The sequence below is a fragment of the Legionella nautarum genome (assembly GCF_001467895.1).
GTDB classification, from domain to species: Bacteria; Pseudomonadota; Gammaproteobacteria; order Legionellales; family Legionellaceae; genus Tatlockia; species Tatlockia nautarum.
Genome location: NZ_LNYO01000001.1, coordinates 213,637 through 237,267 on the forward strand (window position 1 = coordinate 213,637; position 23,631 = coordinate 237,267).

Genomic DNA, 23,631 nt, shown 5'->3' on the forward strand with positions numbered 1-23,631 from the left:
CAACAGCACGAAGCCCCCTTTTTGATCAAAAAATATATTTATGTTACATTTAGATTTCGGCCAATGCAAAGAGCCGTGATTAAGACCTTAAAATTTATCATTAAAGGAATAAGCATATGAAATTCTTTTCTAACAGTTCCCTACCCGATGATTCAGAAGAAAAAGCCTCTTCCGAAAAACCCAAATATCCCTTTATACCCAAAGCCTTCCATGCAGCATTAGAAAATATGAAATCTACGGAAGCCTTATCCAGATATATGGAAAGCCAAGCACAACGTTACCCTGAAGAATATCGTGAAGCCCTTCAAGAATACGTCAAAGAAAAACTATTAACTCGGACAGGTTTAATGCGCCATGTTAGTTTTTTTGATCCCAAAAATACTAAAAAATTGGAATTTTTTAATGTCGTGCGAGGATTTATGGATTTGGGATTTGATCGATTCTCTTCTTTTGCTATGAGTTGTCTTGTCATGGGCGGCGGTATAATGGGTACTCAATCTCTAAAACCACCTATTGAGAGCGTTCATAACTTACAACATCCTATGTTTCACACTGGAGCCTTTAATGAGGATAGAGCTAAATTAAAAAATGCTGCGGCACATGATAGATTAGTAAGACGTCTCATTGATCAAATTATGATGGGTCGCGATGAGCTTGAGGAAGAAGATATTTTAGCTTTTGCTGATGAAATAGAAAAAAAACATCCTGTAGCCGGTCCGAGTAAAATAGGACAATTTGCTCTAAAGCAACTGCAAATTTTAGCTTTCAATAATTTGAAAACCGTTTGTGGTGACAAACTGACTAAGAAAGACTTAATCGATTTTTATCAAGGCACCTTATTTTATGCCGTTGCAGAACCCGCCTCGGTTGCCCCAAGGGTGATGGCCTTAAGATCGTAATTTTGTTGCACAACACCATTTTATTTCTCAATAAACGATTAAGCCAACCTTATCATCCCTGCGAAAGCAGGGATAGGCGACTACGAACCGAACCTCTGCTTTGCCAAACCTAAGCCTGCAAAAATAGGATGAGAAATCTCATTAGGAAAATCACGAGGTATTTTTTCTCCGACCTCAGAGATTACTTTATCAATTTTTCCCAACATCTCATCGAGAATCATTTCCGCTTTCTCTAGAGAATAATTCACTGCTTTCGCCGTTTCCAAAAAATGTCGACGCTGCATGGTATGCCAATGATAGTGATTATTTTTTTCTCTTAATGCCATCGCCATTTTAATTTTACGAGGATGTAATTGTTTTTTTTCTATTAAAGGATAGGCTGACATGATGTCGTACAATGGCGTCAACCGATATTTTCCTTCAGGCTCAATAAATACGCTGAAATTTTTGGCATGACCATCGATAGCTGCTAATAACCAAAATAAAACTTGTGCTCGATAAAATAAATCACGATCTAAACCTGGGGTTGCTGATCCCAGCAATAAGCGCATAGTTTCCTTAATCCCTGGCCCACCATCGGATTGATATTTTAAATTCGGCGAAATGCCGAGGGCTTGGCATAGATCCTCCTGGGGCAAGCGCATTAACCATGAGTTATCTCGAGCCATTTTGCGGTCAAATCTTTCTACCGCAAGTACTTTAAGGTTTTCAAAATACAAAATATGGCATTTGGCAACAGGAAGGCCAAATGCTGCTGCAATTTGTGCACACAGCCACTCATTTTCACAACTGGCACTCAAATCGATTTGTTGATGTTGGATATAACCAATCGGCAGCTTAAAAATGTGGCTTGTCGGCGTCTCACCCATTGGCCGACACCATTGATCCTCATGCAATAAAAATGCAGACTTCTCCTGTGCTCCAGCGATTGAAATTCGAAATTCTTCCGAAGAATCAGTCATTCCTAAAGGGTTGGTTTGATAGCTACGTAAAATACTTGCCATTTCTTTTTCATTTAACGGTTCAAAATTTATTTCTTTTTTAAACGTTGGGATATCTCCATCGATAAGCTGAATCGCCCCCACACAATCTCTACCAATACTGGCTAATAAATCGAAGGGTTGACCTGTTTCGATATGAAATTTAGCCTGAATACGTGCACGAATTTGGGGATTATCAGGCAGTAGGTTATCGAAAAAATTATAAACCAGATCCCCAATAAAAGGCTGTTCTACCAAGGGTAAAGATAAGGAAATAGGACGGGCGGCAGCTGTATTGAGCCATTGATGATCGTAGGAAAATATCAAGGCGCCTTTGGTCGTTTTTTCAAGCTTGCCGATGAGAATCCCATTCATTAACACATTGAGAATGCGATTTCGCGTCCTTTCAATCACCATTCTTCCTTCCAATTAGAATACTCTTCTCCACCTTTAGGCTCCAGCTTAAGATCCAAATTGAGAGCCGACAAGATACGAAATAAGGTATCCAATTTTGTACTTTCCGGTCTAAGCTCAAATTCTGAGATGGTTTGTTGTTTTATTCCCACAAGCTTACCCACTTTTGCTTGACTTAATTTAAGCTTCTTGCGTTGGTTTATAACAAATAACGCTAATTCTCTGGGTGAGTGTGTCAGCATATGATCCTCTAGCGGAATTTTACCCTCTATAGAGGGTAGATCAATATTTACCCTTTACAGGGGGTAAATTAATTTTACCCTCTATAAAGGGTGAACGCAACTCCAACCGCTATAGAGGGTATTATGATTAAAAAAGATTAACTGCCACTCTCAACACCAGTAATAATCAGTTTTTTATAAAAATCAGGTTCCGGGTAATTGCGATAGTTAATTATCGTATCCATTCCGGCCTTCTCATGATAAATAATATGACAATGCATAAACCAAATACCTGGATTATACGCATCGAACTGCAGTTTCATTGTGAAGTTAGTTAAAATGATACTGCTTGCTACTTTAAACTAAGACTGGCCAATGCAATAATCAGCGTATGCAGGATTAAAGGTTAATAAAATTGAAGAAGAATAAAAAAACCATTTTTCACAGCAACTTAACAAGTTTTATGTTTTTTCTATTTTGTATAAATATTTACTTTCTGAGTATTCCTAATACTTTCGCCCTTTCATCCCCTTATACTAAATACATTTCCTACTCTGATTTTGGTAAAGGAGAGCCACTGGTTCTGCTCCATGATTTCGCCACGGATAAAAACTTATGGCTGCCGCAGCACCAGGGGTTGAAACAATATTTTCGCGTCATTAGTTTAGATTTGTGGGGCTTTGGCTATTCTGAAGGAACTACAGGCTTAGCGGTGCCGATGAATGAATATGCGGATGAAGTGGCGGAGTTGCTTGATCAGCTATCCATTAAGAAAGCAATTATTGGCGGAACTTCAATGGGTGGTTATGTTGCGCTTGCTTTTTTAGCGAAATACCCTGACCGAGTTAAAGGCTTAATCTTGTCCAATACTCAAGCAATTGCCGATCCCGAGGAGGTAAAAAAAATCGATAGGACGCTGGCCACTAATGTTCTTGTTGATGGAACAGAGCAGTTTGTTCATCATTTTATGAACCAAGCCTTATCCGCTGAAGCGCCGGAGACTATACGCTCGTTCTTGCAGAATATTTTATTAGATCAAACTTCGTTTGCCTTAGCATCCGCTTTGCGTGGCATGTCAATGCGGAGTGATTTCTCTAAGGTCCTGGCTAGCACCACCCTGCCGATACTGATCATCACTAGTGATAAAGATACAATCACTTCTCCTCAACAAAGCGCAAATATGAACGCTTTAGCAAAAAATAGTAAGTTAGTAGTTATTGCAGATGCAGGACATTTATCCAGTTTAGAACAGCCAGAGCAATGGAATAAAGCCGTTATTGAAGTGTTTAAAAATACAGCACAGGCTTAATATTCAATTATATCCTTCGGGCTCAGTTCGGGCTGAGGTATCTCCACGAAATGAGAATCTAAGAAATTTGTATTCATTTTATCCCGTTCAGCCTGAGGAGCACGCATCGCGTGCCTCTCGAAGGCTTGAGATTCTCGAAGGCATGTACTGAGGCTCTTAAAGGGAGGGTTCTTTTACGACACTTCGAGACAGCGCTGCGCGCTTCCTCAGTGCGAACGGGATAAACAAAACGATCAATGGATTAAACAGTCTTTTTTGCGAATGGGATAACAAAACGATCAATGGATTAAACAGTCTTTTTAATGTCGTGGGGATACCTCGGCCTGAACTGATTTACAAAGCAATTCAATAAAATTCGATTATCTAAAAATTTTCTTTTAGGTCATAAACTAAATTACTTAATCCTAATTCTATAGGTATCTGAGCGCTAATAGCCAACTCCTCTTCTGCCAAAAGCGGATTACCTAATGAGTCCATAATGTCACCAATTTTAGGAGGTTGATGATCGACCTTTAACTCTTTTCCCAGGATCTGGCTTAGCAAAACGGCTATTGACTTTATATCTGTACTTCTTCCCGTACAAACATTGTATATTCTCAGCTTATCCGCCGAAGTCAGCATAGCTTTGATAAAAAAATGGACCACGTCTTTGACGAAAATAAAATCGCGTGATTGCTTGCCGCTACCAAAAAAAACGCAGGGTTGATCATGAAGCAAGGCATTTAAAAAGATAGAAATCACACCAGAATAACTGCTATCTAGAACTTGCCGAGGTCCGTAGACATTAAATAGGCGCAACGCAGTAAAAGGGAGCTGATACAATTCGTTAATGAAGCGGCCGTAATATTCACAAGCTAACTTTGTAGTAGCATAAATTGAAATAGGGATTATCTCGTCAGTTTCTTTGATGGGTAAGCTGCGGCAATTCCCATAGACAGCGCAAGAAGAGGCGAATACAACGGGAACCGGCTTGGGATTAGACAGTTTATAGGCACTTTTTAAAATATTGAGTGTCCCCGTTAAATTAGTATGATGGGCTTTCACCACATCCTCATTGCATAAAGGAACAGATACCATAGCTGCGAGATGAAAACAGCCATCTACTTTGGACATAAGCGCTTCAACTAGGGGGTAATCACAAATATCACCCTCGATCAGTTCGACCCCTTTTGGAAGATTAGATCTAAAACCAGTGGATAGATTATCTAATACATAAACCTTAGACGTTTTAATGAGTTCGTCACAGAGATGAGAACCAATAAATCCGGCTCCTCCTGTCACTAAATAAGTAACCATAGCTCACCCTCTCAGCATAATCGCTTTATATTCGAGATCACTAAATTCCTCAGATAAAAAATACATCCCCAATATACATACAATTGCTAGGGCAAAGGTAAAACCAAATCCGTAATAAAAAGGCCCCAAATAGATCGAAATCGGTGTAAAAATTAGGTTTAAAATAAAGTACAATAGTGAGAGCACAAACACATCTCCCCTCCTATCCATATAGTATAAAATGTCGTTAATTGCTAGAATCAAAACTTGCAAACTTGTACCAATAACGGCGATATAGAGCAGGTTATAGTAAAGAACAGAGATGTGCAGTAACTGCAGAATTCGTTCACCAAATAGAAAAACCAGCATGACAGTTAGCGCTTGAATTTTTACAATAGAACTGATCACATTAAAGGCATAGCTAATCATCTGATCACCAGCAATTTTAATATAATCTAAGGATTTTCCATTCCGTATCGACTCATTGAAACGACTATAATAATCCGAAAAATCCGTTTCAACGAGCAAAAGAAAAACAGCCAGTCCCGGCAATAAACATAAATAAGCAAGAAACATGGGGATATCATAAACCCACGACGCTCGGAAAATACCAATAACTGGGTAACTTGTACTCGGATTAAACCAGAATATAAACTTATCTATCCATATCGCTAAATTAAAGAAAAATCCACTCACAATGAGGATCTTAAACATGCTATCTTTTTCTAAAAAATGAAAATCAATAATGGAATTTGTTGGAAATTCTTTATAAATCGCTAGCAGTAAAATAAATAATAAAAGGACTTGACCAATTATAAAACCAAACATAAACCCATCTAAGCCATAATTGCGTAACAGATAAGCCAAGATAACAACGACGGCATAACTGCCAGCGAAACCTTTGAGGATGATTTTATAATCTTTCAAAGCAGTTAAAAGAGTCACCACAACCCAAATATTCGATAAAGCGATAAAACTTCCCATAAGCAAAAAGCGAAAACAAATATCTTGTTGTGGAAAGAAAAATAGAACGAATAGAAAAGCCAGTAAACCGCCTGCTGAAGTTACAATCAGCATCATTCCATTTAAATTTGAAACAAGATAAGCGGGTTTGTTTAAAAATAATTGATCCGAACAATAGCGTGAAAAACTATTTCCAGCAGAACCACTAAAAATTAAACTGCCTGCAATGAGATAGGTAATAATAATTTGGAATTGCGTAATTGCCTGCTGATTCCCAGGTATAAACGCCACCAAAATGGCAAGAATTAATATAGATATAATTGAAGCGAGCCACGGTCCGCCGCCAATGATTCCTGCCACAGTATAAGCAGCAACTGTTCTGGCAATAGTTTCGTGATTTAAAATCTTACGTAATGAGAATCCAATTCCCGCCATTCGCCTTTCCTCCAGATTACTCTGACTAGCTCATCACTTTTTTATAGATTTGCTGGTAGCGTTCAATCATCAATCGTTCATCGTAATATTTTTCTACTCGTTTAATGGCCGATTGACTCATTTGATTCCATAGTTTAGGGCTATTCAAAATTTCCAAAATCGCCGTTTCTAACCCTCGAGTATCAGCAACTTTAACTATTTTCCCAGCTGGTCCTAATTGGGCATCCTCTCCGTCTGAGCCAAGTACCATTTCTTTGCAGGCGCCCACATCCGTAGCAACCACTGGTATTCCTGCGCCAAAACTTTCTAAAAGCACCAGGGGCATACTTTCCCTAAGACCACTTAAAATGACTAGCTTCACATTTGGTAGAATATCCTCAAGTTGCTGATGCGGTATAAATTCAACAATATCGCCTAATAAAGTATTATCGACTAAATCCATACACTCTTGGGCATATTCAGGATCTTGATCCGTAGAACCAATAATCCACACTTTTAACTCTGGTATTGCATTATGGATAGTCGGTACTGCACGGATAAAACCTTTTATATCTTTAATTGGGACAACGCGGCCAATAAAACAAATAATAGGCAGCTTATCTTCCAAAGGCCGCCTCAGTGGTTTAAAGCGCCCTATATTAATTCCATTAGGAACAACGATTGCTTTCTTTTCATCCGCACCCTCATCGATCTGGATTTGATGTGCATGGTTAAACAAACTGACTATCGGATCGGAGACATGGTAGGTCAAAGCCGCTAAGGTCTTAAAATAACGATCCCAGAGATGGCGCAAATAGCTAGTTTCAGTTAATGAGCGCTCGGGATCATCACGAATAATTTGACTCAAAAAAATATCAATTTGACGTTCTTTAGTATAAATACCATGCTCTGTAAGAACGACAGGATAATTAAAATGCCTTTGGATAAAAAAGCTAAGCAAACCTGCATAACCGGTAGAAATGGTATGCACAAGTTTTGTTTTAGGCATAGTTTTAAGAATCGAAAGAAATTTCCATAGTGGTTTATGAATATTTCTTATGGTCCAGAAATAATCGATAAATGAAGCATCTTCACACTGCTTAGTGTATTGTTCTTTGATATATTCCCAACTCAATTCGCTATATAAAAATTGCCCGTAATCCACACCATTGGGTCCCTCCATCATTAAGCTGATGTCTTCAATTTTTTTCAAACTGCTATGCGGACATTTAAACGACTCATGCATCTGTTGAAAAAATGCGAAGGCTTCTTCATTACTCGTTAAACTTGTTTTAGTTAGCGCTGGATCATCCTCGTCAAATAAATAAAAAATTTGAAAATTAAGCACATTATCTGGAAGTTCATAGCGAATTCCGTCCTTATAATGCTCAGGTGCCCCACCTAAAAAAATAAGCGCAAAACTATATTGGGGAAAATTCTCAATAATTTGATGCACCCAGGCAGAAACCCCTCCATAAATCATCGGATAGGAGCCTTCTAAAATTAAGGCGATGTCTACCTCTGCAGACTGTTCTTTGAAGAAATAGGGATTCATTTTTTACACCAGAATTCAACAAGTTTATTAATTTTTACAATGTATCGAAATGCAATATCCGAACATAAATACTCCCTCACCTCGCCATAGTCTCTTCTTTTGTAGGCTAGCTCTGCTAAATAAGGTATTATCTTACTGCTGGGTGCTTGCAATTTTGCCGCTGCCGATAAATGATAAAGCCCTTCCCTTAATTTACCATTTTCAATATTTATTCGTGATAATAAAATTAATAAAGCAGTATCTTCCGGCAAAGCTTCCATCGCCACATTAGCGAAAAATTCAGCCCTCTTTAATAAAATAGAACGGAATTCTTGTTCAGACAAATTACGATAAACAAGCTCCCAATATAACAAGGCAATTTGTTTAGCAATCAAGGCAGATTTATAAGTCTCATGAGTTTCCTCATATTTTTTTATTAGCTGACTAATTTTTGTCTGGAGATAATCTTGTTGAGCTTCTAACATCGAAAATGCGGAAATACGCAGCTCTTCTAAATCATCAGACACCAGGGAACTATAAATTAAATTCGTTTCCCTGGGTAAACCACGACTGATACTGGAAAGTGCTTGATGACGCTCAGCAGGAGAATAAACTGGGGAATGCAAGCGAATCTCCGCCCAACTTGTCGCGTAAGCGACTATCTTGACCGGATTCTTGCGTGAGTATTCAAGCGTTGGATAGACATTCATTTCAACAGGCTGAAAATCTTTTCCATATTTTTTTAGCAGATACATCCCCGCTATGATTAAAAGATTGCCCAATAAAGGGATAAATGTACCAAGGCTGATTAATAAATAAGTAAATTCGCGACGACGTTTAATGATATCTAAATTGAAGAAATTTAATAGCGCATAACTGACTAAAACACTAATTAAGAAATTAACGAAAAAAAGAGCTATGACCGCAGCAATTGTCGGTGAAGGTTGAAATAATAAACTCCCTATCTGATCAATTGGATTCGTCAATATTTTTTTCCTTGATGAAATTTAAAAAATAATTCATAACAGTTAATGGTTCATCATTATAAAGCTGAATCGAGCGCGTTTTTATTTGCCCATTATCAAACGATAAACCCAAATCAAAATTGAGGTAATTTTTAATTCGGGTAATATATCCATGAATACCAGCGGCAGCAGTAAAAGGCATTAATGTAATCAGCACGTCATAATCATCTTGTTCTAAAGACCAATTAGAATCTAAAAGCCGATGTTGATTTTTTAAATTTTCAATCACATTATGAGGTCTCAATTTTTTCGAAACCATGACGGCGACAAGCGCAGAATCAACATCGAAATCTTTCTTTAGCGGGATGAGCCGATTCAGCTGTCTAGCAAAATCAACCGAGCACTCAGGATACTGATGCAAAAAATGACTAATGTCCGAAGAAACAATTATTTCTTTGCTGAAATAATAAACTAAGATATTGAGAATTCTCAATGTCTCATCATTTAAATTCCAGAATGGCATTTCTTTAATTACGAGGATCCCTAAGCACCGGTAATCATTGCTAATTAATGGGGCCGCAACTAAGTAAACACAATCGCTCGTATCTTCTATTTGATTAATACTTACATAACAAACTTGCTCAGAATCCAGGCATTTTTTTATGAGCGGATCCTGTTCTATTAATTTTCCGATTAGTCCTACTTCAGCAAAAGGTTCACTATTCAGCTGCTTAGCTTGATATAAATAAATTCCGCCTATATTTATTTGGCAGAATTGCGAAATAAGTTGTAAAAAAGAATAGGCTACTTCTGGCGTTAATTCATTATGCTCGTTGAGATTTAATTTTAATAATTCCTTAAAAGCCAGCCTTAAGGTCATCGGTTTTGAAATAATATTTTGCTCTAGATAATCAGAAGACACCCGCAGCATATAATAAGAACGAGAAAGACTTTTTAAGCGCTCATCGTTATAGGTTTGCAGGACTTCTGCATTTAATATTCGTCTTATCCAAGAAGAACTCACTATGGTACAGACTAAAATTAAAGTCATACCGCTCAGTATGTAAGATTGAAAATCTCTAATCGGGAACATACCCGTATCTTTTTGGATAACAGCCACGAAAATAATAAGGGCAACGGAGAGTAGTGCTGGACCAAATCCATACTGAAAAACCACAATAACCGGAATTAGCCAGGGCCAAGGAAAAATTTCCCTAACAAAGAGAGGGTTAGTCGGGTGAATTAAATAACAGAAACCCAAGGCGAGGAGAGTGAGTACAACCGGCTCTCCCCACATCCATAGGTTAGATTGTCTCCATGTCCACAACTTTTTTAAAAATAATTTATTATCCATATCAGCATATTTTTAAACATAAAAGCATTTCATTGATTAGACTCTGTGCTATAACAGCTAAACCAGAGCGGCTTGTTCCTATTTTAGAGCCGACAGAACTCCAAACGAGTGCCCCGTTACCGACGTTATACAGTTGTAAGGAAACGCCCGCAGTTGGCTCCCCGTCTAGGCCTACTTTGTAATCCCACTCGTTGACTGCACCCATCATGACATAATTTAAATGTCTCGCTCTTGCCCAATTAAGCACAGCACTTAAAGGCGGTACGGAATTAGGACAAACAATTAATTTATTGCAATTCGCAGTCGAAGGATAAATTGCTAAGGATCTCACTCCTTTAGAACGCAAGACACCGGCCGTAATACTCATTGCTCGATAACCTGCCTGCGGAATTTCCGTATTATTAGCAAAGATTGCCATACCCCATTTGCTATTAGGAATAATGGGTATAGCGGGGGAGGTATTAATTCTAGTACATCCGGCCATAACCACTAAGGCGACAATAACGAGTGCTCTCAATCCATATTTCATTCTGACTCCTTGTTTAATTAGTCTAAATTTTTTTACATATAAATGCGATAACTAATTGTTGCTAAACGTAAAGCTTGGATACCTGGCCCTTGGTTTGTTCCATACTCATAATAAAACAGCAACCGATCTCGACCGAACACTGTCCCACTAATACCAATCTCATATAATTTTCCGAATCCGACTAGGGTGTTTTTTGAAAAAGTCGCCGAAGCAAAGGGGCGCCAACGATGAGTATATTCGTCAGCAATGTTCAAGTCTAAGAATTCTTCAATAAAATTCCGCCCAAAAGAGAAGGTAATACCGTATTCAGTAAAATTGACCGGAATTAAAAAATTCACATCGGGAGTGGTATTCACAGGAACCAGTTTAAGGATGCTGCCATGCAGCAGTTTTCTGGTTTTATTATAGTAGTGGGTGAATTCTCCATAAGGTGAAATGGTCCAATCAGGGTAAGAAGTCCAAAATTTGTGATCATAGCGTAAGGTAAACTGCGTACCGTTTGCCAGATGTTGACCTTGTTGAGTATAAAAGAAATTTTGTTGTAGGTTTCCAGTAATATGATCTTTATAGAGGAACTTGTAATCAAAATCCAACTCGATATTATTTTTCATTCCACCCACGTACAAGGCTTCTGTATCATCTGCGGGCTGGTGAATGCCTATGGTACCAACTAGATCTAAATCACTGTAAAGCTTATATTCATGAGCCAGTTTCGCTGTCATAAATGAGTCGAGATCATGACGGTAACCCAGATCTAAATCCAGATAACCTCGTCGTAGCAGAGTACGGAATTTAACCCCTGTACGCTCATCTCTTCTTGGAACGGCTCGCAACACTTGGTTAATGTCAGCATTTACTACATTATCTTCATCCAAAGTAAAAGTGATGCTCGGTTTCGATAAATTATGACTAAACCAAATGGAATTATAAGGCGTTATGCTAAGGCTCGGCATTAAAAAATAAGTGAAAGAAGCATTTGTCCTAGGTCCCGCAACATTTCCGTATTGATAATAATCCTCACCAAAATAAGCATTATTTGCGGTTTTCAACATGATTGGTGTGAAATAGTTATCATAAAGATCGCTATCTTTTTTAAATCGTTTTAATGCTTTGTAAGCATTAGTTTGTCCGTAAGGAATCGCATTAATTTCATCAGCAGCACTAATTTGGTCGCGATAAGCTACATTTTCTTTAGCACTAACTAAGTCACCTAAAAATACATTCTTATCTCTCAAGAGGTTGCGCATTGTTGTTCGATCATTACGTGCGAGGGCAATGCTCATGCGAGCCCAAATAGGTGGTTGAATCCCTATACGTTCGTAATGCGCCTGTACCGCCCTCGCTAAGCTGATATTATTGTGTTCTAACGCCCAAGTTAACATCAATAGCTCAGTATCTTCAGTCTGATGTTTTTCTAGCATCGACAAAGCCACAGCAGTCGGATCCCCACCGGCATTGCGTATAGATAATTTTACATAATCCACTAATTGCACATAATCAGGAGGTGATTTTTGATTTCTGAGTAACTGTAAATAAAAAGGCCAGGCATAATAGCTAATTTCATTGGACTCACGTTCAAAGAAAGAATTTTCAAGCGTATCTTTAAATAAAATTAGCCAGTAGGGATCTTTTTCATACTCTTTAAATTGTTGATAATATAGGGTAAGGAGCAACCTTGTCATCATCGGATCATTTAATCGCGAATAGGCTTCCGCATAAGCTCCCCACATGGTGGGCGTATCAGGCACTTCACTCTGCCATAAAGGTAAAACTTTTCTAAGAAGGGTTTGATTATTGGTTTCCACCAAATAATAGATAAGTTCTGACCTAAAATAAGGATCTTCAGGCACATAGTTGATCCCTTCCAAATAAGTTTGTAGTAGCTGATTGCCATCCCTCATTCGCCGCCAATAATAACTTCGTGCATACCAATAACTAGGATCATATTTAAGCACTTTTAACAGTGATGCAGGAATTCTTGCAACAACAGCCGGAAAATCCAAACTACGATTTCTAGTCATTAATGAAAACATTGTCGAAGCGAGGGCAGCATTATTAGGATGCTGTACTAGCCCTTGCATAGCGTATTGATAAGCTAATAGAGGTTGATTTCTTGTAGTCAGCTCAATAAGTCTCGAATAGATATCTACTTCCGGTTTTTTTTCTTTCAGTAATTGTTGTAGGCTATAAATTTCATCTGTTGGCTTATTGGCTAATAAAGAGATTGTCCCGTAGGCTCGCCAAAATTTAAAATCTATCGGCTGCGCTTTGGGGCGAGCTTGGCTCATTACTGCCTGAGCTTTAGCCACTTCGCCTTTCAACACATAAATTTGTGCTAAAGCTTCAGCAATATCAGGAACCATGCCATAGACATCGCCTAATTTTTGTAACACTTCCAATTGCGCATTGGGATCATCAGTTATCTTATAAATATGGGCGATGGTATCCAAATAAACGACTGGCGGTAAACGACTCCTATTCTCATTGAGTTCTTGCATCAGTTCGGATATGTTACCCAAACGCAACATGGTTTCGATATATTCTCGCCAGAGGGCAAGCGCTGTATTGTCTTCGTCTTTTAAATTTTTTAATTCTGAGGAAAGAAATTTTGCTAAGCTACCATCGTCATGAAGTGTTTCGGCTAATTTCTTGCCTTTTAATCCCGCTTCCATATCATTAAAATTAGTTTGTAAATATAAATATTCTCCTATTGCGACACCAGGTTCCTTATTCCACAATGAGACTTGAGCTAGGCGCTCCCGCCATATCTTAGAGCCGGGCATTTGCTCCGCCGCCGCCGTGGCAATCGTGTAAACACCTTTTGGGTTATTGCTTTGCATATAAACTGAATAAGCTAACTCATAAAGATCTTTATCGTATTTAATTATTGTTACCTCTTGGTGCTTAGTGTCGTCTTCTTCGGGAAGTGTAAACTGAAATAATTGAACAGGTGCTTTAGAGGCTGTGCTTTGTTTTGCCGTGGGATTAATTGTACCGGCTCGAGTCGCTGCTTCACTTTTGTTAATTGTAGTCGTTTGTGACCCAGGACCTGATATTGCACCGGTGCCCGATACAACCCCTATTTTAGCCGCCCCCGTTTTACTCATTGCCGTTGTTTTCAAAGAATTGACCTCGAACCCACCTACTTTCCCAGCAGCCGCTGAAATAGCTGCCGAACTCAAGCTCAGCGATTCGCTTGATTGTAGAATCAGATAGAGTAAAAATATGGGTCTATATTTTTTCTGTATCATTCTGGTAGGTCCTGATACCGTAAATGCAAAAGCTGGCCTACATAGTGCTCAGCTACTTGTTGTTGGCCTGCTCTTAGTGCAAGCTTCGTAATATAAACTAAAGTAGTTTGATCGTCTTTTAAGCCATCAATGTTCTTTTCTGCAAAGGCAAGCGTCTTCGTTGGATTACCGCTTGCAATCAAGCTCTCCAATGCCTTAGTAAAATACAGGCGTTTATCTTCTGTCGTAGTACTTCTCTCCATCGCCATTCGATAAAATTCAGCACTCCCTTCATAGTCTTTCACAAAAAGTGCCGCCTTTGCTGCTTTAACGTAAAAAGCGATTGGCCTTTTTTTATCCCTCAGCATTACTTTTTTAAAAAGCCTATCAGCGACTTCAGGCGTATTAGTAGCAAGGGCTTCATCTGCCAACTGAACTTGCTCATCAGAGTTTAAATAAGGTGAGTTAGCTAACAGGGTCTGCAGCGATTTCAAGTAAGCTTCTTTTTCTCTCCGCGTCAGCGTATTTGGGCGCAATTGAAAGGTTTCAACCCGAGAAATTTGATAATAAAGCCAGAGTGCGCGCCATTGGGTTTCTGTACTAGGAGAAAAATTAATCAATGGTGCGATTGCTTGTTTTGCTTCTTGTAATTCGCCTAAGGCTAAAGCTTGTTGAGCTAGATTCATTCTTAGCCCTACATTAGTAGGATCTTTAGCAATTAAATTTTTTAAGAAACTGACTGATACGCGGCTTGGTTTTGTATTATGCAAAACAGTATTTATGAATAATCCCTTTGGGAAAAGAAGAAGAAAAAGGCCGACAAGCAGCAACACAAAAACGAGTATTTGCCACCAGCCAAAAAACTTTCTCTTTTTCTTATTCGCAGCGGAGAGCGAAGTCATATTTTAAATCCCTTTTGAATTCAAACTGTTTTTGTGTCCCCTGTTGAGTTTGTGGCACAATCTTTTCTTTTCCCCTCCATAAACTGCAGTTTTCTACATTTTCAAGAATAAATTTAGCCGGTAAATATCCCTCTAATGAAAATTCGATATCTTTTCCATTTCTTACAAAGCGCGTTACTCGGGCATTCGCCTCCATAAGAAACGGGATCGTAGGCGGTTTTTCTGTTAGGCGAACAAAAGATTTGCCTCCAGGACCTAAATGTAAGTAAAAATCTTTATTGTAAGCACTGTAGCCAATCACATTAGTACTACCCACTAAATCAGGGTATCCCATTGATTGAGGGATGCGCAATTCTCGAAGCTCATCTTTCGTTAAAAATGACCAGCCATCTTGTTGTTTAATAATGGATAGACCGATAAAATCTTGCACTTTATTAAAATAATCAGAAACAAAAATATTCATTACCGGTGTTGATAAGGCATACTCAAAAATTTTATGCATGGCCTTAACACCGCCCAACTGATCTAAAGTAAAAAAGTGAAAATAAATATCAATTGGCTTCAGGCGTTGTGGTTTATCCGTCAGTTTAAAGGCATCAATAATGTCAATGATGGAATAAAAAACAGGGTTTAGGACAATTGTTTCGTAATCATTCCCCGTGGGGGCAAACACTTGAAAATAAGGTCCTTGATAAAGTCCCATCGCCGGAACTTGCACTTTTGAATCATAGAAATTAGTGATTAAACTTCCAGGGTTTAAATTCGCTAGCCCTAGCTGATAAACATAAGAAAGCGCTTGCTCACTCGCATTACCATCACCTGGCCATAAGAAAACACGACACTTTTTCCCAAGAGGACTAAGATTTTGATCGATGTATTCAACTGATCCAACCACTTCCGTGCGATTGCTAAATACATAATTTGGAATCAGAATGGTAAAAGGATTCGGCGGATTTCCTTTATAGTTTTCCGCATCCTCCCAATTGTAAGGATGGCTATAAGTATGGCTTGCAATTTCAACATTAGTTAGAGCAAAAATTCTGCGCGCAATATTTTCTAAGGTCGGTGAAAGTTTAGGATAAAGGCCATTGGGCGCAATTTCTCCTTGGATAATTGATACTGTGGTGGGTACATTATAACGCTCTAAAAACTCCTTCCGCATGACTTCGCTAACCCAAGGACCTTTATACCACTCACCTTTATTTGCAAATCCATCGCCATCAATATGGACTAACATTAATCGTCGACCATTTTCAGAGCTCAGATCAGGGATAGGTTGATCAGGAAAACGTAATGCTTGTTTAAAAAATTCAAAAGGATTAACAGACCAGCGATAATAGTCACCAATATTGGGAAGAAAAACATTACCGGTTAAATAATAACCACCCCAAGGAGTTAATCCTGCAACATCGAAAATTGCCCCATCTTCATCTTTTGCTCTTAATAAAACGGTTCCTTTTTTTAAAGTAATTGCTTCAAAGATTTCACTACCAATGACTGGATTAGCTTCATAGCCCATCATCGGCGCCTTGTATACGATTTTTACATTTCTAGGGTTTGGGGAATAGATCGGGGTGGATAAACCAAAGGTTCTTAGCTTTTGTTCATCATCGAGAGAAAAACCAAACCCATAGAGGATAACTAAGGGTATCTTTTTTTTCATCTGCTCTTTATACCATTTATAAATTTCATCCTCTCTGCCAATAAGAAAATCTGGCACATAGGCCACTATCCCTGCGTATTCATTTGGACTTAAATTTTTAGGAAGCGGCGTCCTAACATTGTGCAAAATAGTGATATAGCCAAGATAATTGATAGGCATGGATAAAGCTTGAGAAGCTTCGGAAGAGAGTCTTGCTCCAGGGCTATTCACTTTGCCATCGTAGAGAATTAAAACTTTTCGTGGAAGATGAGCAAAATTAGCATTTTGTGGCTGGGCAAAATAAATTTTTGCTGGAGCAGGATAAGCCACTTGATTTAAATAAATCTGAGTAAAGCTACTGTCTGTGATCCACGGATTAAAACCTAAATCCGCGATTTTTTTTGCAGCCGCCTCTGCGTTCGCCGCATCCTTTGGGCTTAAATAATCAACGACTGTCACAGGAATTCCCATATTCTTTACTGTATAAAGCTCTTTTAATAGTGCCTGCCTGTCTTTTTCAGGAACTTTGAAGTATTCTTTTTTCTGATTATTCCAACCATTAAATAATGATTCAGCCACAACACCCTCTACTAAGCTTTTGATTTCAGGTAAGATTTCAAAACCACGATTCAAGATGAGCTTAGCATCAGGGTATTTTGCTTTAATTGCACGAATAGTAGAGATAATCCCTGCTTGCTGCTTTTTCATTTTCTTAGGATCTTCAGAGACAATGCGATAAGAATCCAAGGTGTCTAGAAAAAATCCTCGATAACCTTTATTCCAGAGAGGGGTTATTATTTGATTGATAAAAAATGCCTGCCAAGCAGGATTTGCCTGATCCAAAACCAAAGACTGCCAATTCTTGTTTTTCGCTAAAACCCAGCTTTTATCGATGGGTTTTCCATATTGGTTTAAATTGATAGCCTCTCCCAAAGAAGCATAAGCAAAGACCTTAGAACCCTTTTTTTCTAAAATATGGGGATCAAGGCCGCTACTCGGTTCAATCACCACGTTTTGAAAAAAACTTAAGACTTCCACAGGCGGATGAGAACCATAATAAAAAGCCAATTTATATTGAGGAGAAAATTCGGCTAAAGCAGATGCAGAATAAAAAAAGATGCCTATCAGCATAAAAAAACGCCGATAATATGACAGAAAGCACATCCTTTGTGCTGTAAGAAAATCTATCATGCTTTTATCCTAAGCGATTACCCTTTAATGATTTATTGAACTACATCTTTTCATATTGCTTTATCCCCTCAAAAAAGTCTATTAAATCTCTAAACTAATTTAAAGACAGCGACTAAGCTGACAAGAATTAACCAGAAGCTACGCCCTTTCCCAAATTTTCGCGTATAATTTACATATGATTTCTACTCACGATAGTTTAGCCTGGGCACATCCTCTCGTTCATGATTGGTTTATAAACAAATATATTTCTCCTACCGAACCCCAGGAACAGGGATGGCCATCCATTTTAGCAGGCCATACCACTTTAATTTCTGCGCCTACTGGTTCAGGAAAAACCTTTGCTGCTTTTTTAATTTGTATTGATCAATTGGTGCGTCAATCACTCACTGATTTAGTTGATCAAACCCAGGTCATTTACATTTCCCCTCTCAAAGCCCTAACGAATGACATTGAAAAGAACTTACTTGAGCCGCTGGAAGAAATTCAAGATTTAGCCCAAGAACGCGGCTTGTTGATGAAAGAGATTCGAATTGCGGTCAGAACCGGCGACACCTTGCCTAAAGATAGGCAGGCTATGCTAAAAAAGCCGCCCCATATTATAGTAACGACGCCAGAATCGTTTTACCTTCTGCTCACAGCCGAAAAAAGCCGCGCTATTCTTCAGGATGTCAAAACCGTGATCGTGGATGAAATTCATGCGCTTGCGAATAATAAACGAGGAACCCATTTAGCCTTATCACTGGAGCGGCTCGAAGCTCTAACCTTAGAAAAACCCGTGCGCATTGGCTTATCTGCTACCCAAAAACCACTTGAATTAGTCGGTGATTTTTTAGCAGGCACAAGGGGTCCGCGGCCGGTAATTGTGAATATTGGCCATAATCGTCATTTAGAATTGCACATTGAAACCCCGCAAACCGAATTAGGTCCTGTTGCAACCAATGAAATGTGGGATCAAATTTATGATCGCATTGCCGAATTAGCCAAGCAAAATCGCTCGACTTTAGTTTTTGCCAATACTCGCCGCGTGGCTGAGCGCGTAGCTCATCATTTATCTGAACGCTTAGATAAAGAAAAAGTAGCCGCCCATCATGGCAGCTTATCGCGCAAATTACGTTTGGCCACAGAAACAAAACTAAAAACCGGAAAACTTCAGGTACTTGTTGCTACCGCCTCTTTAGAATTGGGAATTGATATCGGTACCGTCGATTTAGTCTGCCAACTCGGTTCTCCCCGAGCGATTGCCATTGCTTTGCAGCGGGTCGGTCGCGCCGGACATTGGCATGGTGCAATTTCTAAGGGTATTTTCTTTGCAACTACCTGCGATGAACTCGTTGAATGTGCTGCACTTGTTTATGCCATTCGCACAGGCGATCTGGATAGGTTAATTATCCCTGAAGAACCACTCGACATTTTAGCCCAGCAAATCGTTGCAAGCTGTGCCACCAACGATTGGTCTGAAGAAGAGCTCTATCATTTGGTGAAAAAAAGCTATCCTTACCGCAACTTATCCCGTGAAACCTTCCGATCCATACTCGAAATGTTGTCGGAAGGCATCGCAGGCTCTCGGGGTCGCTATGGTGCTTATCTGTTCCGGGATCAAGTCAATGGTTTGGTAAAAGCGCGTCGCGGCAGCCGTTTAACTGCCATTACCAGTGGTGGAGCTATCCCTGAGAATAATTTATTTACAGTCATCACCGAATCAAATGGTCTTGTTGTAGGAACTCTCGATGAAGATTTTGCGATCGAAAGCAATCGTGGCGATGTGATTTTACTGGGGAATACTTCCTGGCAAATCAAACGTATTGAGAGCGTTAAAGGGCGGGTTCTCGTTGAAGACGCTCATGGAGCCCCACCCACGGTTCCTTTCTGGTTGGGTGAAGCGCCTTCAAGAACAAACGAGCTTTCCCTGCAAGTGTCAAATCTGCGCAAAACCATTCAAGCGATGATTTCTGACAAGGCGCCCTTCTCTCCTGAAGAAAGAAAGGGCGATACTGTTTGGGAGAAAGAATCTATTCACTGGCTAAAAACCAATTGTGGATTAAATAATAAGGGTGCCGCACAACTCATCAACTATATTCTGACGGGCCGAGCAATTTTAGGGGAAGTGCCTACTCAAGAAACCATCATTGCCGAACGTTTTTTTGATGAAGCGGGCGGCATGCAGCTGATTATCCACTCCCCTTTTGGCGCGCGTATCAACAAAGCCTGGGGACTTGCATTGAGAAAACGGTTTTGTCGGTCGTTTAATTTTGAGTTACAAGCAGCCGCTACAGATAATGGTATTGCCATTTCTTTGGCTGAGCAGCATAGTTTTCCTTTAGCGGATGTATTTCATTTTTTACACCCCAACAGCATTCGCCATGTTTTAACTCAAGCTGTTTTGCAATCACCCATTTTTACCACACGATGGCGCTGGGATGCGCTACGAGCCTTGGCACTGGTTCGTTTTCGCGGTGGACGGAAAGTACCGCCTAATATTTTGCGTATGCTTGCTGATGATCTCTTAGCAGCCGTATTTCCTGATGCAGCAGCTTGTCAGGACAATTTAGCTGGCGAAGATATTGAGCCACCTGATCATCCTCTCATTCATGAAACCATGAAAGATTGTCTAACCGAAGCACTGGATATAGAAGGGTTGTTGACTATTTTAAATGACATCGTGAACAAAAAAATCCACTGCCTAGCCGTTGACACCCCTACTCCTTCCGTATTTTCTCACGAAATTTTAAATGCCAACCCCTATGCTTTTCTTGATGACGCCCCCTTAGAAGAACGTCGAACACGAGCGGTGGAAATGCGGCGTGTTTTACCCGAATCGCTATTGCAAGATCTCGGTCAATTAAATCCACTCGCGATCTCAGAAGTACAGCAGCAAGCTTGGCCAGATCTTAGAAATGCTGATGAACTGCATGATGTTTTACAAACACTGATTGCACTACCTGTTAATATACATTTAAATGAGCAGCAAAAATCTTCCCCCACTTGGGACGTTTTTTTTGCCGAATTAGTCGCTCAAGGTCGCGCTGGAAAAGCAACTATTCATGAGCGCTTATTTTGGATAGCGACTGAAAAATCAGAGACTTTTCGAAGCATTTATCCCGAAGCAAGTTTTCACCATCATTTAAAAACGATTCAGCAAGAACGCATTGAAACAGAAGCAGCACTTGTAGAAATGATTCGTGGCTGGCTTCAGTACCTAGGCCCTGTGACTCAAGATGAATTAGTTGAAATCCTCGGCCTTGAAAGTGCTGATGTGGAAAAAGCGCTATTAAATTTAGAATCGACTGGATTAATTTTACGCGGAAATTTTAGAACTTCGAATCAACTTGAATGGTGCGAACGTCGATTATTAGCAAGAATCCATTCCCTTACTTTGGGAATCCTTCGCAAAGAAATTGAACCGGTTAACGCTACCCAATTCATTCATTGGCTACTGAGTTGGCAGCATTTAGCACCGGGCTCACAATTGCAAGGGGAGCAGGGGCTACTTGAAGTCATCAAGCAATTACAAGGCTATGAAATTCCTGCGAATGCCTGGGAAAAATTAGTCTTTGCCAAACGTGTCAAAGATTATGATAAAGACTGGTTGGATCATCTCTGTTTTACAGGCGTCATTGGTTGGGGCCGCCTATCGCCTCATCCAGCCATCAGCCTAAACACGGAAGAAGAAAATCAATTTAAACGCATTCTACCAACCAGCATCACACCAATCACTTTTTTTGTGCGTGAATCTGCCGACTGGATGGCCGCCAGGCAAGCTATTCACACGCTGGATTTGCAAGCTTTAAGCCATACTGCAAAAAGTATTTATGCTTATTTACAAGAAAATGGCGCTTCCTTCTTTATTGATATTGTCGAAGGAATTAACGAACTCAAGACCCAAGTAGAAACGGGGTTGTGGGAGCTAGTTTCAGCCGGCCTTATTACTGCGGATGGTTTTGATAACCTTCGCGCTCTTATTGATCCACATCGTCGGGCAGGAAAACGAGGCCGCCGCCTTAATTATCGACCAGCCACGGGACGCTGGTCCCTGTTGAAGATAAGAAAAGCGCCCCCGAAAACACCGCCAATTGAAGCAACCTGCCTAATGCTATTAAAACGATACGGTGTTTGCTTTCGAGAACTATTAGTAAAAGAAAAAATTACACCGAGCTGGCGAGATTTATTAACGGCCTTTCGTCGTATGGAAGCCCGAGGAGAAATTAGGGGCGGACGATTTATCAGCGGCTTTATTGGTGAACAATTCGCCCTGCCCTATGCCGTCGATTCTTTGCGGGCTTTCAAGAAAAAAGAACTTCATCATGAACCCGTGACTATTTCCGCTATCGATCCACTTAATTTAGTGGGACTTATTTTACCTGGAAAACGAATTCCATCGTTAATAAAACATCAAGTAACTATTGCAAATTAGTCTATAATTTCAAATATCTATTATGGGCAGGATACCGTTATGGAAAAAAGGATTGTTGAGTTAGTTAAGACATTAATGTTAAGTACTAGTTTAACACTTCCCTCTTTAAGCTTTGCTTTACCTTACGATATTTGTTCGGATTTATCGGGTTGCCAAACCTTAGCTAACCAAGGAAATGCCGAGGCACAATATAACCTTGGCGCCCTGTACGCTCAGGGTTTAAACGGTATAACTAAAAATACCACTGAAGCAGCGAAATGGTTCGAACAAGCAGCCAATCAAGGAAATGTATCCGCAATGATGGAATTGGGTGACCTTTATTATGACGGTAACGGCGTCCCCAAAGATTTTTCACGAGCCGTGCAATGGTATAAAAAAGCGGCAGAGTTAGGTTCAGCTAAAGGCCAAGAATATTTAGCCTATGCTTATGAGAAAGGCGAAGGTATCACACAGGATTATGCCAAAGCAGTTTTCTGGTATACCAAAGCCGCTGATCAAGGCAACACCGCAGCCATGATTTCAATGGGAAATTTTTATTACAATGGAACTAACGTCGATCTCGATTATTTTCAAGCCTTAAAATGGTATCAAAAAGCCGCTGATCTAGGCTCACCGATGGGGCAAGATTTAGTCGGCTATGCTTATGATCATGGTGAGGGCGTCAAGCAAGATTATACTCAAGCAATGAATTGGTATCTAAAGGCAGCCCAAGGTGGTAATAGCTTTGCATTCTATAATATCGCTCATCTCTATCGAGATGGTTTAGGTGTTCCCAAAGATAATATTCAAGCTTATGCTTGGTATTCTGCTGCCTCTGCAGCCGTTCCTAATAACAAAGAGTATCAAAATGCAAAAAATGATATTTATACCTTAATTCCAGAAAATAAACGTTCAGAAGCAGAAATGACTGCGCAGAATTTAATTGATAAATATGTCAGTGAATAACTAGGTAGATCTCTCTATTTAAGTCTGATAAATTTTAATTCTATACTCTAAGGACTGGGTATATTAATCCATTTACAAGGAGCCGTTAATGCAATCGATTATTCCTAAAACCTATCTATCAGGGATTTTAATTATTGGCGGTTTGTTAATCCATTCAACAGCTTCAGCCAACCAAATAACTTACTCAAATAGTACAAGACAATTGAGGAATATAGAACAACTCAGCTATTCCATAAATCATAGTGGCAGACCCATTGGATTAGGAAGATATGTCAGAATTGGTGGTGTGGGCGGCATAGGTGGGGCAGGTGGTGTAGGTGGAGTTGGCGGTGTTGGTGGCGTCGGCCGGCCAGGTGGCGTCGGCGGGCCAGGTGGCGTCGGCGGGCCAGGTGGCGTCGGTGGGCCAGGTGGCGTTGGCGGACCAGGTGGCGTTGGCGGACCAGGTGGCGTTGG

Annotated in this window: 17 protein-coding genes; 5 read left to right on the plus strand and 12 right to left on the minus strand. The window is 39.8% G+C overall.

The features are described from left to right. Positions 1-116 precede the first annotated feature (116 nt). Positions 117-899 carry a caleosin family protein gene (locus tag Lnau_RS00935; protein WP_058503273.1) on the plus strand — a complete coding sequence of 261 codons (783 nt, stop codon included), beginning with the start codon at positions 117-119 and terminating at the stop codon, positions 897-899. An 80-nt stretch (positions 900-979) separates the two neighbouring features. On the opposite strand, the gene Lnau_RS00940 is transcribed toward Lnau_RS00935, so the two are convergent. The 3 genes from Lnau_RS00940 to Lnau_RS16030 form a co-directional block, all read right to left on the minus strand. Next, positions 980-2,296: a type II toxin-antitoxin system HipA family toxin gene (locus Lnau_RS00940; protein ID WP_058503274.1), complete on the minus strand. Its 1,317-nt coding sequence runs from the start codon at positions 2,294-2,296 to the stop codon at positions 980-982. Then, positions 2,290-2,535: a helix-turn-helix domain-containing protein gene (locus Lnau_RS00945; protein WP_058503275.1), complete on the minus strand. Its 246-nt coding sequence runs from the start codon at positions 2,533-2,535 to the stop codon at positions 2,290-2,292. The genes Lnau_RS00940 and Lnau_RS00945 overlap by 7 nt, the downstream gene beginning before the upstream one ends. Before the next feature lie 137 nt (positions 2,536-2,672). Then, positions 2,673-2,837 carry a multicopper oxidase domain-containing protein gene (locus Lnau_RS16030; RefSeq protein WP_083503738.1) on the minus strand — a complete coding sequence of 55 codons (165 nt, stop codon included), beginning with the start codon at positions 2,835-2,837 and terminating at the stop codon, positions 2,673-2,675. Between the two features lie 92 nt (positions 2,838-2,929). On the opposite strand from Lnau_RS16030, the gene Lnau_RS00950 reads away from it, so the two are divergent. Further along, positions 2,930-3,823 carry an alpha/beta fold hydrolase gene (locus Lnau_RS00950; protein ID WP_058503276.1) on the plus strand — a complete coding sequence of 298 codons (894 nt, stop codon included), beginning with the start codon at positions 2,930-2,932 and terminating at the stop codon, positions 3,821-3,823. 363 nt (positions 3,824-4,186) lie between these two features. Here the strand turns inward: Lnau_RS00950 and Lnau_RS00955 are convergent, their stop codons facing one another. From Lnau_RS00955 to Lnau_RS00995, 9 genes are read right to left on the minus strand one after another with little or no spacing between them, the layout of a single operon-like run. After that, the gene (locus Lnau_RS00955) at positions 4,187-5,119 is read right to left on the minus strand and encodes an NAD-dependent epimerase/dehydratase family protein (protein ID WP_058503277.1); all 933 of its coding nucleotides are present in this window, start codon (positions 5,117-5,119) and stop codon (positions 4,187-4,189) included. A gap of 3 nt (positions 5,120-5,122) precedes the next feature. Next, positions 5,123-6,496, minus strand: a complete 1,374-nt coding sequence (pelG, locus tag Lnau_RS00960) for an exopolysaccharide Pel transporter PelG (RefSeq protein WP_058503278.1) — start codon at positions 6,494-6,496, stop codon at positions 5,123-5,125. Positions 6,497-6,521: 25 nt separating this feature from the next. Further along, a complete protein-coding gene (gene pelF, locus Lnau_RS00965) occupies positions 6,522-8,030 on the minus strand; it encodes a GT4 family glycosyltransferase PelF (RefSeq protein WP_058503279.1) in 1,509 nt (502 codons plus the stop codon). Then, on the minus strand, positions 8,027-8,995 hold the full coding sequence (locus Lnau_RS00970) for a tetratricopeptide repeat protein (RefSeq protein WP_058503280.1): 969 nt from the start codon (positions 8,993-8,995) through the stop codon (positions 8,027-8,029). Before Lnau_RS00970 ends, pelF begins: the two co-directional genes overlap by 4 nt. Beyond that, complete coding sequence (locus tag Lnau_RS00975) at positions 8,979-10,328, minus strand: PelD GGDEF domain-containing protein (RefSeq protein ID WP_083503739.1); 1,350 nt, start codon at positions 10,326-10,328, stop codon at positions 8,979-8,981. Before Lnau_RS00975 ends, Lnau_RS00970 begins: the two co-directional genes overlap by 17 nt. Position 10,329: 1 nt before the next feature. Next, complete coding sequence (locus Lnau_RS00980; protein WP_058503282.1) at positions 10,330-10,857, minus strand: hypothetical protein; 528 nt, start codon at positions 10,855-10,857, stop codon at positions 10,330-10,332. Between the two features lie 32 nt (positions 10,858-10,889). Continuing rightward, complete coding sequence (locus tag Lnau_RS00985; RefSeq protein ID WP_058503283.1) at positions 10,890-14,108, minus strand: tetratricopeptide repeat protein; 3,219 nt, start codon at positions 14,106-14,108, stop codon at positions 10,890-10,892. Continuing rightward, entirely contained in the window at positions 14,105-14,989 is an 885-nt protein-coding gene (locus Lnau_RS00990) for a tetratricopeptide repeat protein (protein ID WP_058503284.1), read from the minus strand. The genes Lnau_RS00985 and Lnau_RS00990 overlap by 4 nt, the downstream gene beginning before the upstream one ends. Next, on the minus strand, positions 14,964-17,822 hold the full coding sequence (locus Lnau_RS00995; RefSeq protein WP_083503740.1) for a bifunctional glycoside hydrolase/polysaccharide deacetylase family protein: 2,859 nt from the start codon (positions 17,820-17,822) through the stop codon (positions 14,964-14,966). Before Lnau_RS00995 ends, Lnau_RS00990 begins: the two co-directional genes overlap by 26 nt. A 175-nt stretch (positions 17,823-17,997) precedes the next feature. On the opposite strand from Lnau_RS00995, the gene Lnau_RS01000 reads away from it, so the two are divergent. The 3 genes from Lnau_RS01000 to Lnau_RS16630 form a co-directional block, all read left to right on the plus strand. Next, positions 17,998-22,233, plus strand: coding sequence for a DEAD/DEAH box helicase (locus Lnau_RS01000; protein WP_058503286.1), 4,236 nt, complete (start codon positions 17,998-18,000; stop codon positions 22,231-22,233). A 39-nt stretch (positions 22,234-22,272) separates the two neighbouring features. Continuing rightward, on the plus strand, positions 22,273-23,178 hold the full coding sequence (locus Lnau_RS01005) for a tetratricopeptide repeat protein (RefSeq protein WP_058503287.1): 906 nt from the start codon (positions 22,273-22,275) through the stop codon (positions 23,176-23,178). A gap of 88 nt (positions 23,179-23,266) precedes the next feature. Beyond that, the coding region (locus tag Lnau_RS16630; RefSeq protein WP_193786792.1) for a hypothetical protein at positions 23,267-23,631 on the plus strand (365 nt) is incomplete at its 3' end.